10 protein-coding genes and 5 pseudogenes are annotated in these 13,035 nt (G+C 75.0%); 6 read left to right on the forward strand and 9 right to left on the reverse strand.

Translation table 11 applies throughout. The features are described from left to right. The 4 genes and pseudogenes from DA06_RS19395 to hemC all read left to right on the forward strand — a co-directional run. The gene (locus DA06_RS19395; protein WP_418605779.1) at positions 1–819 is read left to right on the forward strand and encodes an NAD kinase; all 819 of its coding nucleotides are present in this window, start codon (positions 1–3) and stop codon (positions 817–819) included. Further along, positions 816–1,433, forward strand: coding sequence for an AAA family ATPase (locus DA06_RS19400; RefSeq protein WP_418605780.1), 618 nt, complete (start codon positions 816–818; stop codon positions 1,431–1,433). Before DA06_RS19395 ends, DA06_RS19400 begins: the two co-directional genes overlap by 4 nt. Further along, a complete protein-coding gene (locus DA06_RS19405; RefSeq protein ID WP_418605781.1) occupies positions 1,430–1,591 on the forward strand; it encodes a hypothetical protein in 162 nt (53 codons plus the stop codon). The genes DA06_RS19400 and DA06_RS19405 overlap by 4 nt, the downstream gene beginning before the upstream one ends. A gap of 160 nt (positions 1,592–1,751) precedes the next feature. Then, positions 1,752–2,749 (forward strand): annotated as a pseudogene (hemC, locus tag DA06_RS19410) (hydroxymethylbilane synthase); the annotation flags it as partial. Between the two features lie 206 nt (positions 2,750–2,955). Here hemC and mshD read toward each other — a convergent pair. The 3 genes and pseudogenes from mshD to DA06_RS19425 form a co-directional block, all read right to left on the reverse strand. Next, a complete protein-coding gene (mshD, locus tag DA06_RS19415) occupies positions 2,956–3,474 on the reverse strand; it encodes a mycothiol synthase (protein WP_418605783.1) in 519 nt (172 codons plus the stop codon). 107 nt (positions 3,475–3,581) lie between these two features. Then, positions 3,582–3,857, reverse strand: a pseudogene (locus DA06_RS19420) (hypothetical protein); the annotation flags it as partial. Between the two features lie 495 nt (positions 3,858–4,352). Beyond that, positions 4,353–5,627, reverse strand: a complete 1,275-nt coding sequence (locus tag DA06_RS19425; protein ID WP_043503312.1) for a phosphotransferase — start codon at positions 5,625–5,627, stop codon at positions 4,353–4,355. A gap of 79 nt (positions 5,628–5,706) precedes the next feature. Between DA06_RS19425 and DA06_RS19430 the strand changes: the two are divergent. Then, positions 5,707–6,231: pseudogene (locus DA06_RS19430) on the forward strand (adenosine deaminase); the annotation flags it as partial. A 102-nt stretch (positions 6,232–6,333) separates the two neighbouring features. Here the strand turns inward: DA06_RS19430 and DA06_RS19435 are convergent. The 5 genes and pseudogenes from DA06_RS19435 to DA06_RS19455 form a co-directional block, all read right to left on the reverse strand. After that, a complete protein-coding gene (locus DA06_RS19435; protein ID WP_043503317.1) occupies positions 6,334–6,672 on the reverse strand; it encodes a P-II family nitrogen regulator in 339 nt (112 codons plus the stop codon). After that, positions 6,669–7,988, reverse strand: coding sequence for an ammonium transporter (locus DA06_RS19440; RefSeq protein WP_052436997.1), 1,320 nt, complete (start codon positions 7,986–7,988; stop codon positions 6,669–6,671). Before DA06_RS19440 ends, DA06_RS19435 begins: the two co-directional genes overlap by 4 nt. Before the next feature lie 199 nt (positions 7,989–8,187). Continuing rightward, positions 8,188–9,222: pseudogene (gene ftsY, locus DA06_RS19445) on the reverse strand (signal recognition particle-docking protein FtsY); the annotation flags it as partial. 190 nt (positions 9,223–9,412) lie between these two features. Further along, a pseudogene (locus DA06_RS19450) lies at positions 9,413–9,652 on the reverse strand (patatin-like phospholipase family protein); the annotation flags it as partial. Positions 9,653–9,670: 18 nt separating this feature from the next. Further along, entirely contained in the window at positions 9,671–10,600 is a 930-nt protein-coding gene (locus DA06_RS19455; RefSeq protein ID WP_418605785.1) for a hypothetical protein, read from the reverse strand. Between the two features lie 354 nt (positions 10,601–10,954). Between DA06_RS19455 and DA06_RS19460 the strand changes: the two genes are divergently transcribed. Beyond that, complete coding sequence (locus tag DA06_RS19460; protein WP_418605786.1) at positions 10,955–12,565, forward strand: DNA glycosylase AlkZ-like family protein; 1,611 nt, start codon at positions 10,955–10,957, stop codon at positions 12,563–12,565. 56 nt (positions 12,566–12,621) lie between these two features. Here DA06_RS19460 and DA06_RS19465 read toward each other — a convergent pair whose 3' ends face one another. Then, positions 12,622–12,978: a hypothetical protein gene (locus tag DA06_RS19465; RefSeq protein WP_418605788.1), complete on the reverse strand. Its 357-nt coding sequence runs from the start codon at positions 12,976–12,978 to the stop codon at positions 12,622–12,624. Between the last annotated feature and the right edge of the window lie 57 nt (positions 12,979–13,035).

A 13,035-nucleotide genomic window follows, 5' to 3' on the forward strand; every position in this document is an offset into this window, starting at 1 on the left:
GTGACCCACGAGGGGCGGCCCGAGGCCGTCCGCGCGGCCGACCGCGTCTGCGACGACCTGACGCGCCACGGCATCGACGTCGTGCGGGACGGCAGCGCCGACGGCGCCGAGCTCGTCATGGTCCTCGGCGGCGACGGCACGATCCTGCGGGCCGCCGAGGTGGCGCGGGAGCACGACGTGCCCCTGCTGGGCATCAACCTCGGGCATGTCGGCTTTCTCGCCGAGGCAGAGCCCGAGGCGCTGCCCGACGTCGTCGAGCGCGCCGTCGCCAGGGACTACCACGTCGAGGAACGCATGACGATCGACGTCGTCGCCACCGCCCCGGACGGGACCCGCCAGCAGGGATGGGCGATCAACGAGGCCGCCGTCGAGAAGGGCGAGCGGGCGCGCATGGTCGAGGCGACCATCGGCGTCGACGGGCGGGGCCTGTCGAGCTTCGGCTGCGACGGCGTCGTCCTCGCCACGCCCACCGGCTCCACCGCCTACGCCTTCTCCGGCGGCGGCCCCGTGGTCTGGCCCGACGTCGAGGCGCTGCTGGTGGTGCCCATCGCCGCCCACGCGCTCTTCGCCCGGCCCATGGTGGTCGGTCCTCGCTCGGTGCTCGAGGTCGAGGTGCTTCCCTACGAGAACAAGAACGCCGTGGTCTGGTGCGACGGGCGCCGCCGCATGGACGTCGCCGCCGGGTCCCGCATCACCGTGTGCCGCGGCGCCCAGCCGGTCCGCCTCGCGCGGCTCACGGAGGTGCCCTTCTCCGGGCGGCTGGTGGCCAAGTTCAACCTGCCCGTGCAGGGGTGGCGGGGGGTGCGCACGCGGCCGTGATCGAACAGGTCCGGATCGAGAACCTCGGGGTCATCGCGGGCGCCGAGCTCGACCTGGCGCCCACCTTCACCGTCATCACCGGCGAGACCGGGGCGGGCAAGACGATGGTCCTCACCAGCCTCGCCCTCCTGCTCGGCGGCAAGGCCGACCCGGCGCTCGTGCGTCACGGGGCGGAGCGTGCCGTCGTCGAGGGCGCATTCGTCGTCGCCCCGGAGGGCCCGGCCGCCGCGCGCGCCGAGGAGGCCGGTGCCGCCGTCGAGGACGGGGAGCTCATCGTGGCCCGCACCGTCCCCGCCCGGCGGGGCGCTCCCGGGCCCACCGTCGGCGGGGCGCACCGTCCCCCCACGGCGGTGCTCCGGCGAGATCGGTCGAGCAGCTCGTCACCGTCCACGGCCAGTCCGAGCAGCTGCGCCTGCGGGCGCTCCGGGAGAGCACGTGCTGCGGCTGTCCGTACGGGCGTCCCGGGGAACCGCCGGCACAGGTCGACGCCGAGCGGGCGCGCGCCGACGCCGAGGTGCTCCTCGGCGAGGCGATCGACGAGGTGCGTGACGCCGTCGTCGTCGTCCGCGAGGGGGCGCTCGCCCCGACCACGCCCGCCCACCGCGAGGCCGTGACGGAGCTGCAGGCGCGCGTCACCACCGTGCCCGGCCTCGCCGTCACCGGTGCGTGGGTGGCGGGCACCGGGCTGGCGTCCGTCGTGCCGCACGCCCGCGCCGCGGCAGAGTCGCTCGACCGCGGGCGGACGCAGACCCCCGGAAAATCGGGGACGTGATTTGCGACACGATTTCCCGCACCGTATTCCGAACCTCGTCCGGAAATTGATGCTGACGCCCTGTCAGGAAATGAACTGACATCCCGTCAGATCAAGGACGTGACGCATTGTCAGAAACTCTGCTTCGACATTTCCCCGCACCGTTGCGACACTGGACGCCGTGAATTCGTCCACCGCACCCCTGCGCATCGGCACCCGGGGCAGCGACCTCGCCCTCACCCAGACCCGGACGGTCGCCGACGCCCTCGCCGCCGCCTCCGGCCGGGAGGTCGAGCTGGTCCGCATCCGCACGGAGGGCGACAGGTCGAACGCGTCCCTCTCCGCGCTCGGCGGCACGGGCGTCTTCGCGGCGGCGCTGCGCGCGGCACTGCTCGCCGGGGAGTGCGACGTCGCCGTGCACTCGCTCAAGGACCTGCCCACCGCACCGACGGCCGGGCTGAGCCTCGGGGCCTTCCCGGAGCGGGCCGACCACCGGGACGTGCTGTGCGCCCGCGACGGCTGGACGCTGGCGACCCTGCCCCCCGGCGCCGGGTGGGCACCGGGTCCCCCCGCCGGGCCGCGCAGCTGCGCCTGGCCCGCCCGGACGTCGAGGTGGTCGACATCCGCGGGAACGTCGGCACCCGCCTCGGACGCGTCGGGGACGACCTCGACGCCGTCGTGCTCGCCGCCGCCGGACTCACCCGGCTGGGGCTGCTCGCGCACGTCACCGAGACCCTCGACACCGACGTCATGCTGCCCGCCCCCGGGCAGGGCGCCCTCGCGGTCGAGTGCCGCACCGAGGACCTCCACGGCGCCCTGGGCGGGCCCATGCGCACGATCGACAACATCGCCACCCGCCTGACCGTGCTGGCCGAGCGGGCCGTCCTGCGCACCCTGGAGGCCGGGTGCACCGCACCCGTGGCGGCCCACGCGGAGCTCCTCCTCGCCGAAGGCGGCACCCCCGCGCGCCTCGAGCTGCGCGCCGGTGTGTTCGACCCCGCCGGGACGCGCAGCCTGGTCGGCACCGCCGTCGAGGAGCTGGACCGCCTGCCCGAGACGATGGAGGTAAGCGGCGTCGCCGTCCGGCCGGACGTCTTCCTCGGCCTCGCGGTCGACCTGGGGGTCTCCGCCGCCGAGCAGCTCCTGGAGGACGGCGCCGCCGAGGTGGCCGGCCTCCGCCCGCGCGAGGACGGTGCGGGCACCGTCGGACCCGCCCGCGGCGTCGTCCTGGGAGAGCAGCCCCGGGGCGGCGTCCTCCGCGAGGCTGCCGTCGCCGCGCTCGTCGTCCACGTGAATCTCCTCCGTGTCGCTCATGGGTGACATCGTTGCACCGGAAGGTGTCCGGGGGGGTGACGTGCCCGCGGACTCCCCGCCCGCCCGTCGCCTCACCGGTACTGGGCGTCGGTGGCGACACGGCGGAAGCCCTTGTTCTCGTACGTCCGACGGGCCGCCAGGTTGTCCCCCTCGACGTACAGCGTGGCGCGGCGCAGGCCACGGCGCGACATCTCGTCGAGCGCCAAGACGGTGAGCGCCGAGCCGAGGCCCCGGCCCTGCGCCCCCGGGTCGACGCCGAGCACGTAGATCTCGCCGGAGTCCTCGCCGGGGACGACCTTGACCCACATGGACGCGAGGACCTCGGTGCCGTCGTCGGAGTGCACGAGCCAGAAGAGCGACGCGTCGAACCACTCCTCGCGCTCGCGGGCCCGCAGGTCCTCGACGGTCATGCGCCCCTGCTCGGGGTGGTCCGCGAAGGCACGGGCGTTCTGCCGCACCCAGGCCGCCTCGTCCTCGCCCACGCGGAACGTCCGCACCTGCGGCCCGGCCGCCCCGGGGCCGGCGGCGGACCCGCCGGACGGCCCGGGGAGCTCGAGAGCCATCTGGAGCAGCTCGCGCACACGGTCCATGCCGGCGGAGGCGGCCAGCGCACGCGCCCGGCAGGTCGCCGTGCGCCCACACGGCCACCCCCGGGTGCCGCCGCGCGGACCGCGTCCAGGAGGGCGCGGCCGATGCCGCGGCGGCGCTCGCCCGGGTGGACGGCGAGCTCGGCGCTCGTCCCGTCGGCGTCGACCTGGGCGTACGCGAGCAGGGGCGCCTCGGGACCGTCCGAGCCGCGCACGAGGAGGTGGCGGACCGGACGGACCGGGGCACGCAGGTCGAGCTGGGTCTGCTCGGACAGGGCCTCCACCCCGTCGGCCGCGGCCACCGCGTCGGCGAGCGCGAGCACCTGCTCGGCGGTCCTGCTGTCGAGCTGGTCCGTCTCGACGACCGTCTCCTGAGTCTGCGCCATGGACCCATCCTGGCGCGGACGCAGCCGTCGTGCCTCGCCCGTCCGAGGGTCCACGCCTCGCGGCAGGCGCGGCGGTGGACGCTCGGCGCGCCGGCGTCACCGTCGACCCGGGGGCTGCCGTGCCGTCGGTGCCGGGCGTCGCGGTGCCGTCGGCCCCGGGCGCCGGGACCTCGACGCCGGAGACGTCCTGACCGTCGTTCGTGTCGGCGAAGGCGACCCCCGCGCCGCTCGCGGCGGCGAGGACGCTCAGGGTGCCGGTGGTGATCCAGAACTTGCGGTTCATGGTGTGTCCCTCCTTCGGTGTGTAGGGAGAGGCGGCGGCCTCTCCCTCGATGACGGCAACTCTCTCGGACCGGGGTGAGACGAGAAGGAGGCGAAGATGACAGCTTTCTCATCGCCGTCGGGCAGCCCCGGCGAGGCCCCCGCAGTCGGTCCGAGGCCCGCGCGGGCGCACCGAGGCCCGCGCCCGCGCAGCCGCAGCGAGGACGAGCCGGCTCAGCGAGGCCCTCGGCGCGCGAGCTGCTCCCGGCCGTGAGCCAGCCACGCCTCCGCGCAGGCCAGGCGCCCCTCGGCGTCGGAGCGCCAGTGGGCCCCGTCGGTGCGGCGCGCGCCCGCGACGAGCGAGAGCACCACGCCCGCGCACCGGGCGTGCAGCGCCACCGGGTCGACGACGGCGGAGCAGGCCCGCGTCCAGGCGTCGAGCACGTCCGGCACGTACGGATAGGTCTGCGGCGCGAGGTGCGGCAGGACGGAGACGTGGCCGAGGAGGCAGGCGAGGTCGTCGACGCGGTGGCCGGGGCCGACGGCGTCCACGTCCAGCAGCGCCGTCACCGCGACGCTGTCCGGCCGCGGGTCCATGAGGACGTTCGCCTCGTAGAAGTCTCCGTGGGTGGGCACCAGCGGCCCCGGGTCGGAGTTCACCATGAGGTCGTTGATCCCGTCGGCGAGCGCCCGCGTCCGAGCGGCGTGCTCGGGCAGCACGGTGGCCGCCGCGTGCGCGTAGTGGTCGGCGCGCTCCGACCAGGCCGGCCGCCGGGGCAGGTCCAGGACGGCGGACGGCAGCTGGTCCAGCGTCCGCAGGAGCGCACCGAGCACGGCGTCCGCGCCGTCCCCCAGGCCCCGCGACAGCAAGTTGGCCAGCGGGGTGCCGTGACCGGCGGCGAGCAGCACCAGCCCGTCCTCGTCCGCCTGCAGCACCTCCGGCGCCGGCACACCGGCCTCCGTCAGCGTGCGGTGCCGCTCGACGAACGCCCCGGCGGCCGAGGGGCGCACGACCTTCAGGTACGCCGCCTCGGCACCGCTCCCGCTCCGGCGCACCCGCAGCACCGCGCGCCGGGTGGGCCGGTAGGCCAGGAGCTCCACTGTGACCTCGGCCCCGAGGCGCTCGGTGAGCAGGGTGGCGTCGCAGGCCACCGCGAGCGCCGGAAGCTCCGGGTCGGCCGGGTGGCGCCAGAGGTGCACCACGGATCCGCCGTCGGGCTGCTCGAGGCGCACGAGGCCGGGGCCCGCTGCGCGCGAGAGCCGGGCCGTGGTGGCGCACAGGTACTCCTCGCTCTGCACGACGTCGCCGACGTGGTCCACGCGCTCGACGGTCGCGGTGTACCCGACGGTGACGCCGGCGCCGGGGCGGTGGTGGATGGTGTGCACCTGCCAGCTCAGCAGCCGGCCGCCCTCGGCCTCGAGCGCGCCGGCCAGCATGTCGCCGGCCTCGGTGCCGGTGAGCAGCGCGACGTCGGCCGGCTCACGTTCGGCGGCAGCTGGGACGCTCATGGGGCAAGTTGACCACGTTCCGGCGCCTCGTACCGGCCGGACACGGCCCCGACGAGGCCACGGTGGCAGACTCACGCAGGTGCGCGACCTGACCACCCTGCCCAAGGCCCACCTGCACCTGCACTTCACGGGGTCGATGAGGGTCTCGACGTTGCAGGAGCTCGCGGCCGAGCAGGGGATCCGGCTGCCGGGGTCGCTCACCGACGCCCACGCGCTGCGGGTGCCCGCCTCCGAACGCGGCTGGTTCCGGTTCCAGCGCTCCTACGACGCCGCCCGCGCGGTCGTCCGGTCCGAGACCGCCATGCGGCGGATCGTGCGCGAGGCGGCCGAGGACGACGCCGCGGAGGGGTCGCGGCGCCTGGAGATCCAGGTGGACCCGACGTCGTACGCGCCGTTCGTCGGCGGCATCACCCCCGCCCTGGAGATCGTCCTCGACGAGGCCAGGGCGGCGTCGGAGGCGACCGGCGTGGAGGTGGGCGTCATCGTCGCCGCCTCGCGCACGCGCCACCCGCTCGACGCCCGCGCCCTCGCCCGCCTGGCGGCCAGGCACGCCGGCGACGCGCCGGGGCAGGTCGTCGGCTTCGGCCTGGCCGACGGCGGTAGGCGGCTCCGGCGCGGGCCCGGCACCCGGCGCGGGAGGAGGGACGGCGAGACGGGCCCGGCGCAGCTCCCCAGCCTCGGGAGAGCTGCGCCGGGCCCGGTCACGTCACAGGGCGTCGGCGCCACGCTCACCGGTGCGCACCCGGACGACGTCCTCGACCGGCACGGTCCAGACCTTGCCGTCACCGATCCGCCCGGACTGCGCCGCCCCGACGACGGCGTCCACCACGGCGTCCGCGTCACGGTCGTCGACGACGACCTCCACCCGGACCTTCGGCACGAGCTCGATCGTGTACTCCGCGCCGCGGTAGACCTCCGTGTGTCCGTGCTGCCGGCCGTAGCCGCTCGCCTCGGAGACGGTCATGCCGTGTACCCCGGCCGCCTCGAGGGCCTTCTTGACGTCGTCGAGCCGGTGGGGCTGGACGACCGCTGTCACGAGCTTCATGCGTTTGCCTCCGTCGTGGACCGCCGCACCGGTGCGGGTGCACCTGCGCCGGTGTCCGTGCTGAACCGTCCCACCCCGAGTGCCTCGTAGGCGGACTCACCGTGCTCGGCCTGGTCGATGCCGCTCACCTCCACATCTTCGCTCACGCGCCAGCCCATGACGGCCTTCAGCCCGAGCCCGATCACGGTGGTGACCACGGCGGTGAAGATCATGGCGACGACGGCGATGATCACCTGGACCACCAGCTGGTTGAGGCCGCCCCCGTAGAACAGGCCGGTCTCCGTGGCCAGGAAGCCGATGGCGACCGTGCCGACGAGGCCGCCGACGAGGTGGACGCCGACGACGTCGAGGGAGTCGTCGTAGCCGAAGCGGTACTTCAGGCCGACGGCCAGGGCGCACAGAACACCCGAGACCGCACCGAGCGCGATGGACCCGACGGGCGACAGGGAGCCGGCGGCGGGTGTGATGGCGACCAGGCCCGCGACGATGCCGGAGGCCGCCCCGAGCGAGGTGGCGTGCCCGTCGCGGATCTTCTCCGTGGCCAGCCAGCCGAGGACCGCGGCCGCGGTGGCGGTGGTGGTGTTGACCCAGGCGAGCCCGGCGACGCCGTCGGCGGTGAACGCCGAGCCGGCGTTGAAGCCGAACCAGCCGAACCACAGCAGGGCGGCGCCGAGCATGGTCAGCGGGAGGCTGTGCGGCTTCATGGGCACGGTGCCGAAGCCCTTGCGCCGGCCGATGATCAGCGCCAGCACGAACCCGGCGACACCGGCGTTGATGTGCACGACCGTGCCGCCCGCGAAGTCGATCGGCGTCGCGATGGAGCCGAAGGGGCCGTCACCGCTGAGCAGCCCGCCGCCCCAGACCATGTGGGCCATCGGGAAGTAGGACAGGGTGACCCACAGCGCGACGAAGACCATCCAGGTGGAGAAGCGGGTGCGGTCGGCGATGGCGCCGGAGATCAGGGCCGTGGTGATGATCGCGAACGTCACCTGGAAGGCGACGCCGACGACGGCGGGCACGCCGTAGTCGTCGATCACGAAGTTGCCCTCGCCGTCGTAGACGGTGCCCGCGAGGCCGAACTGCTCGAACGGGTTCCCGAGGATCCCGCCGACCGAGCTGCCGTAGGACATCGACCAGCCCCACAGCACGTAGATGACGCCGATCACGGCCATCGCCCCGAAGGACATCATCATCATGTTCAGCACAGACTTCGACCGGGTCATGCCGCCGTAGAAGAGCGCCAGCCCGGGGGTCATGAGGAGCACGAGGGACGCTGACATCAGCATCCAGGCGGTCGCTCCGGTATCCAGCTCCATGGTTCCTCCCTCACCAGCTCGATCGGCTGGTCGGGGACCAGACTCCTGCGGCGAGATTTCGCCGGACGCCTCGTTGTGTTTCCGCCGTGTGACAGATCGGGCCGGATCGTGACGATCATGTTGCGACGCCCCCGCCGTCCCACGGAGCGGGACGGCGAGGGCGTGGGGGGGCAGTGCGGCGGCGCCACCCGGTGGCGCGCTAGGAGAGCAGGGCGTCCACGAACTCCGCGGGCTCGAAGGGGGCGAGGTCGTCGGGCCCCTCGCCCAGGCCGACGAACTTCACCGGCACGCCGAGCTCGCGCTGGACGGCGACGACGATGCCGCCCTTGGCGGTGCCGTCGAGCTTGGTCAGGACGATCCCGGTCACGTCGACGACCTCGGCGAAGACCTGGGCCTGCCGCATGCCGTTCTGCCCGGTGGTGGCGTCCAGGACGAGCAGCACCTCGCGGACGGGCGCCTGCCGGGACATCACGCGCTTGATCTTGCCGAGCTCGTCCATGAGCCCGGCCTTGTTCTGCAGGCGCCCGGCGGTGTCGACCATGACGACGTCGGCCCCGGTCTCGCGGCCGTGCCTGACGGCGTCGAACGCGACCGCGGCCGGGTCGGCGCCCTCGCGCTCGGACCGCACGACCTCCACGCCGACGCGCGACCCCCAGGTGCTCAGCTGGTCGGCCGCCGCGGCGCGGAAGGTGTCGGCGGCACCGAGGACGACGTCGTGGTCCTCCGCGACGAGGACGCGCGCGAGCTTGCCGACGGTGGTCGTCTTGCCGGTGCCGTTGACGCCGACCACCAGGACGGTCGCGGGGTGCGGCTCGCCGTCGTCGGCGACCACGGGGCCGAGGTGCAGGGTGCGGTCCATGGTCGGGTCCACGAGCTTGAGCAGCTCCTCGCGCAGCACGGCGCGCACGGTGTCCGCGTCCGTGGTGCCGAGCACCTTGGTGCGGGTGCGGAGCGTGTCCATGAGCTCCGTCGTCGGGCCGATGCCGACGTCGGCGAGGAGGAGGGTCTCCTCGATCTCCTCCCAGTCGCTCTCGCTCAGGTCGCCCCGGGAGAGGATCGACAGCAGGGTCTGGCCGACCCGCCCCGAGCCTGCGAGGCGGGCGCGCAGGCGCTGCATGCGCCCGGCCACCGGCTCGGGGCGCTCGAGGGTCGGGGCCGCCGCCGGGGCCTCCTCGACGCTCGGCCGCCGCGGCGGCGACCTCGACGGCGGTCGCCGCGCCGGGACGGTCCTCGGCGGGCGTCGTCGTCAGCCTCGGGGTGGCAAGGTTCGTCACCCGGGTGAAGGTCCTGCCGAGCGGGCCCTGACGCTGCTGGCGCCGGGTGAACGCCGCCATCCACTCCGGTCCGCGTTCGCGCAGCCGGCTGAACCACTCGAGCGGCACGAACATGTCCGAGCTGTGCCGCATCTCCCGCCACACGCGTTCGAGCTCGCCGACGAGGCGGCGCTGCTCCGCGGGCTCGTCGGACTGGGCGAGCACCGCGGCGAGCACCGACCCCGCCGACGTGCCGGCGATGACCGCGGGGCGGATCCCGACCTCGTCGTAGAGGAATCGCAGCGCCCCGATCTGGAAGCTGGCGCGGGCGCCACCACCGCTGAGGACCAGCCCGGTCACCTCGGGCCTCCGGCGCCACGGGAGCCTCGAGAGCACGTCGTCCACCCGCATGGTCCCCACACTAGGGCGTCACCCGTCCCCCCCCGGTGCGCGGGTGAGCCCGGCATGGCCGCGCTCGGCGTGCGGCTCACCCCGCCAGGTCCAGCGCCTCCTCGGCGACGGCGATGACGGACCAGGTGCGTCCGTCGTCGGCCGTGAGCTCGTAGGCGGGGACGAGCAGCGCCGTCCCGGACGGCGCGGTGTACAGCGCCGGCCCCAGCCTGGCCCCGGTGATCGCGACCTCCTCGACGGGCCAGGGGACCGGGCTGCCGGGGTGCCGGCTGCGGGTGGCGGGCCCGCGGGCGCGCCCGCGGCGACGACCACCACCGCGGCGACGAGCACGCGCAGCGCCCGGCCGGCCGCCGACGGGGCGCCGGGAACCATCTTGGTGCGCAGCATGGTGGGCCACAGCACCACGAGGGTGCCGAGCACGGTGAGGCCGACGAACCCGAGAAGCATGGTGCCCACGTGGGCGACGTAGAGATGGGCCTGGGCCTCGGCGTCGTCAGACGCGCGGGCCAGCAGCACGCCGAGGCCAGCACCCAGCGCGAGGAAGGCGACGGAGGCGACGTAGAACAACGACAGCCTGCCGAAGCGAGCCATGAGGGCCCCGCGCCGCTGGCGCAGGACGACGGCGCCGTGCACGAGCCCCACCAGGGCCACCAGCACGCCCCCGACCGTGGTCAGGACGTCGTTCGCGGTGAGGATCCCGGCGATGACGACGACGGCCCCGAGGTTGTGCGCGGCCAGGCGCGCCACCATGAACGGCTGCCCGCCGGGGGCCGGGCGGCCGAGAAGGGTGTCGGCGAAGTGGCTCGACCAGATGAGGATCGCCGACGTCACCGCGCCGAGCAGCGTGAGGTGGACCAGCAGCCAGCCGTGCTCCGGAACCCAGCGGTGGGCGAGGGCGACGGCGAGGGCCGCCACGAACCAGGCGACGACCACCGCGTTCGCGCGCACGTGCCACGTGCGGCGGTCGAAACCGGGGCGGCCGGGGTGGTCGTCACGACGCATCCATCCGCGGTGCTCCGCCTGCGCGGCAGGCCCGGCTGGGACGAGGCGTTCCACGCGCTGGTCGAGGACCTGCGCGCCGCTGCCGGATGAGGTGCCGGCGGGCCGAGCCGGGGCGTCGTCGCCCGGTGTGGGTGGCGCACGGCAGGATGGCTGGCGTGAGCAGCGCTGCGGACGTCAGGACGGCACCGGCGGTCGCGACGATGACGGCCGGGCAGGCGCGGCGCACCGCCGTCGCCGCCCAGGGGCTGGACCGGCCGCGCCCGGCGCCGGGGACGGGTCACGATGGCCCACCTGCAACGGGTGATCGACAGGACCGGGCTGCTGCAGATCGACTCGGTGAACGTCCTCGCCAGGGCGCACCTGCTGCCCGTCTTCTCCCGGCTGGGCCCGTACGACGTGGGGCTGCTGGACCGGGCGAGCGGGCGGGCACCCCGCCGGCTGGTGGAGTACTGGGCGCACGAGGCCTCGTACGTCCCGCCCCGCACCTTCCAGCTGCTGCGCTGGCGGATGGAGCGGCACCGCGAGCGCGGCCACTGGGGGCGCGAGCTCTCGCACGAGCCGGGGCTCGTCGAGGCGGTGCGGGACCTGGTCGCCCGGCACGGCCCGGTCACCGCGCGGGAGCTGCACGCCGTCCTGGGGCACGAGAGAGGCGCGAAGGAGCACTGGGGCTGGAACTGGACCCCCGCCAAGCATGCGCTGGAGCACCTGTTCGAGATCGGCGAGGTGGCGGCCGCCGGCCGGAACGCCCAGTTCGAGCGTGCCTACGACCTCACGGAGAGGGTGCTGCCGCCGGACGTGCTCGCCGCCCCGGTGCCGGACGAGGCCGACGCCGTGCGTGAGCTCGTGCGCATCGCCGCCCGCGCGCACGGCGTGGGGAGCGTGCGGTGCCTGGCCGACTACTTCCGGCTGCGTACCGACGCCACGGCGCGCGCGGTGAACGAGCTGGTGGAGGAGGGGACGCTGGTGCCGGTGCGCGTGACCAGCTGGACCCGTGCCGCCTTCGTCCACGCCGACGCCCGGGTGCCCCGACGGACCGCCGCCCGGGCGCTGCTCGCCCCGTTCGACCCGCTCGTGTTCGAGCGCCGCCGGCTCCTGGACCTGTGGGGCATGCACTACCGGATCGAGATCTACACGCCCCGGGCCAGGCGCACGCACGGCTACTACGTGCTGCCGTTCCTGCTCGGCGAGCACCTGGTCGCACGGGTGGACCTCAAGGCGGACCGGCGCGACGGCGTGCTGCGGGTGCGCGCCGCCCACGCCGAGGCCCCGGACGGGGTGCCCGGCCTGGTGCGGACCGGCTCGGGCGGAGGCGCGGCGCCGGACGCCGGCGCTGCCGCCGGGACCCCGGTCCTCCTGCTGCCGGGCGTGTACGAGACGTGGCGCTTCCTCGAACCGCTCGCCGCGCACCTCGCGGCCGCCGGCCACCCGGTCCACGTGGTGAGCACGCTCGGGATCAACCGGCGGCCCGTCGTCGAGACCGCCGCGCGCGCCGCCCGGTACCTCGCGGAGCAGGACCTCTCCGGCGTGGTGCTGGTCGCCCACTCCAAGGGCGGGCTCGTCGGCAAGACCCTCATGCTCGCCGCCGGCGGCGCACGGGTGGCGGGCATGGTCGCCGTCGCGACCCCCTGGTCGGGGTCGGTGTACGCCCGGCTCTTCCCGCCCGGCTCGGCGGTGCGGCACTTCGCCCCCCGTGACCGCCAGATCCTCGCCCTCGCCCGCGAGCGTGGCGTCAACGCGCGCATCGTCGCCCTCGCCCCCTCGTGGGACCCGCACATCCCCGGTACGGGCGAGCTCCCGGGCGCCCTGCGCAACGTCCGGCTCGCGGGTGCCGGCCACTTCCGGGTGCTCGGTGACGGCGACCTCCTCGCAGCGGTGGGGTCCGCCGTCCGGGAGCTCGGCGCCCTCCGCTGACCCGCCCGGGCTTGACGTCCGCGTCCCGCCACCACCACACTTTTTGTACCAATGCATTAGTTCATTGAGGGAGTGGAGACCATGGCGCTGTTCTCGTTCGTCCTCGTGCTCGTCCCCGTCACGGTCGCCGTCGTGCTCTCGACCTGGATCGCCCGTGCCGGGCGCGGGAGCCGGCCCGAGAACACCCCGGCCGCCACACTCGTCGCCGCACGCAGGCACGAGAGCGTCACCTCGGCGCTGGGGCTGGCCGGCGGGGTCGCCGTCGCGGTCGTCGCCGTCGTCGTCGCGGGGAACGGTGCCAGGGTCGTGCCGGGCGCACCCGGCCTCGTGGCGGCTCTCGGCGAGGTCGTCCGGCGCGGCGAGGTCGTCCGGCGCGGCGAGGGCGTCCGCCGTGCCTGCCGCGAGCCGCCCACGCGGCAACTCAAGCACGCTCGCACCCGTTTCGGCCCGTTGCACGCGTCGTCTGCGCG

Origin of the sequence: Georgenia sp. SUBG003 (assembly GCF_000715355.2) — a bacterium.
Taxonomy (GTDB): domain Bacteria; phylum Actinomycetota; class Actinomycetes; order Actinomycetales; family Actinomycetaceae; genus Georgenia.

Excerpts from the sequence above, each read along its gene's own strand:
- mshD (WP_418605783.1), bottom strand. The coding sequence starts at position 3,474 with ATGGACCGTGTGCGCGAGCTGCTCCAGATGGCTCTCGAGCTCCCCGGG.
- DA06_RS19425 (WP_043503312.1), bottom strand. The coding sequence starts at position 5,627 with ATGAGCGTCCCAGCTGCCGCCGAACGTGAGCCGGCCGACGTCGCGCTG.
- DA06_RS19435 (WP_043503317.1), bottom strand. The coding sequence starts at position 6,672 with ATGAAGCTCGTGACAGCGGTCGTCCAGCCCCACCGGCTCGACGACGTC.
- DA06_RS19440 (WP_052436997.1), bottom strand. The coding sequence starts at position 7,988 with ATGGAGCTGGATACCGGAGCGACCGCCTGGATGCTGATGTCAGCGTCC.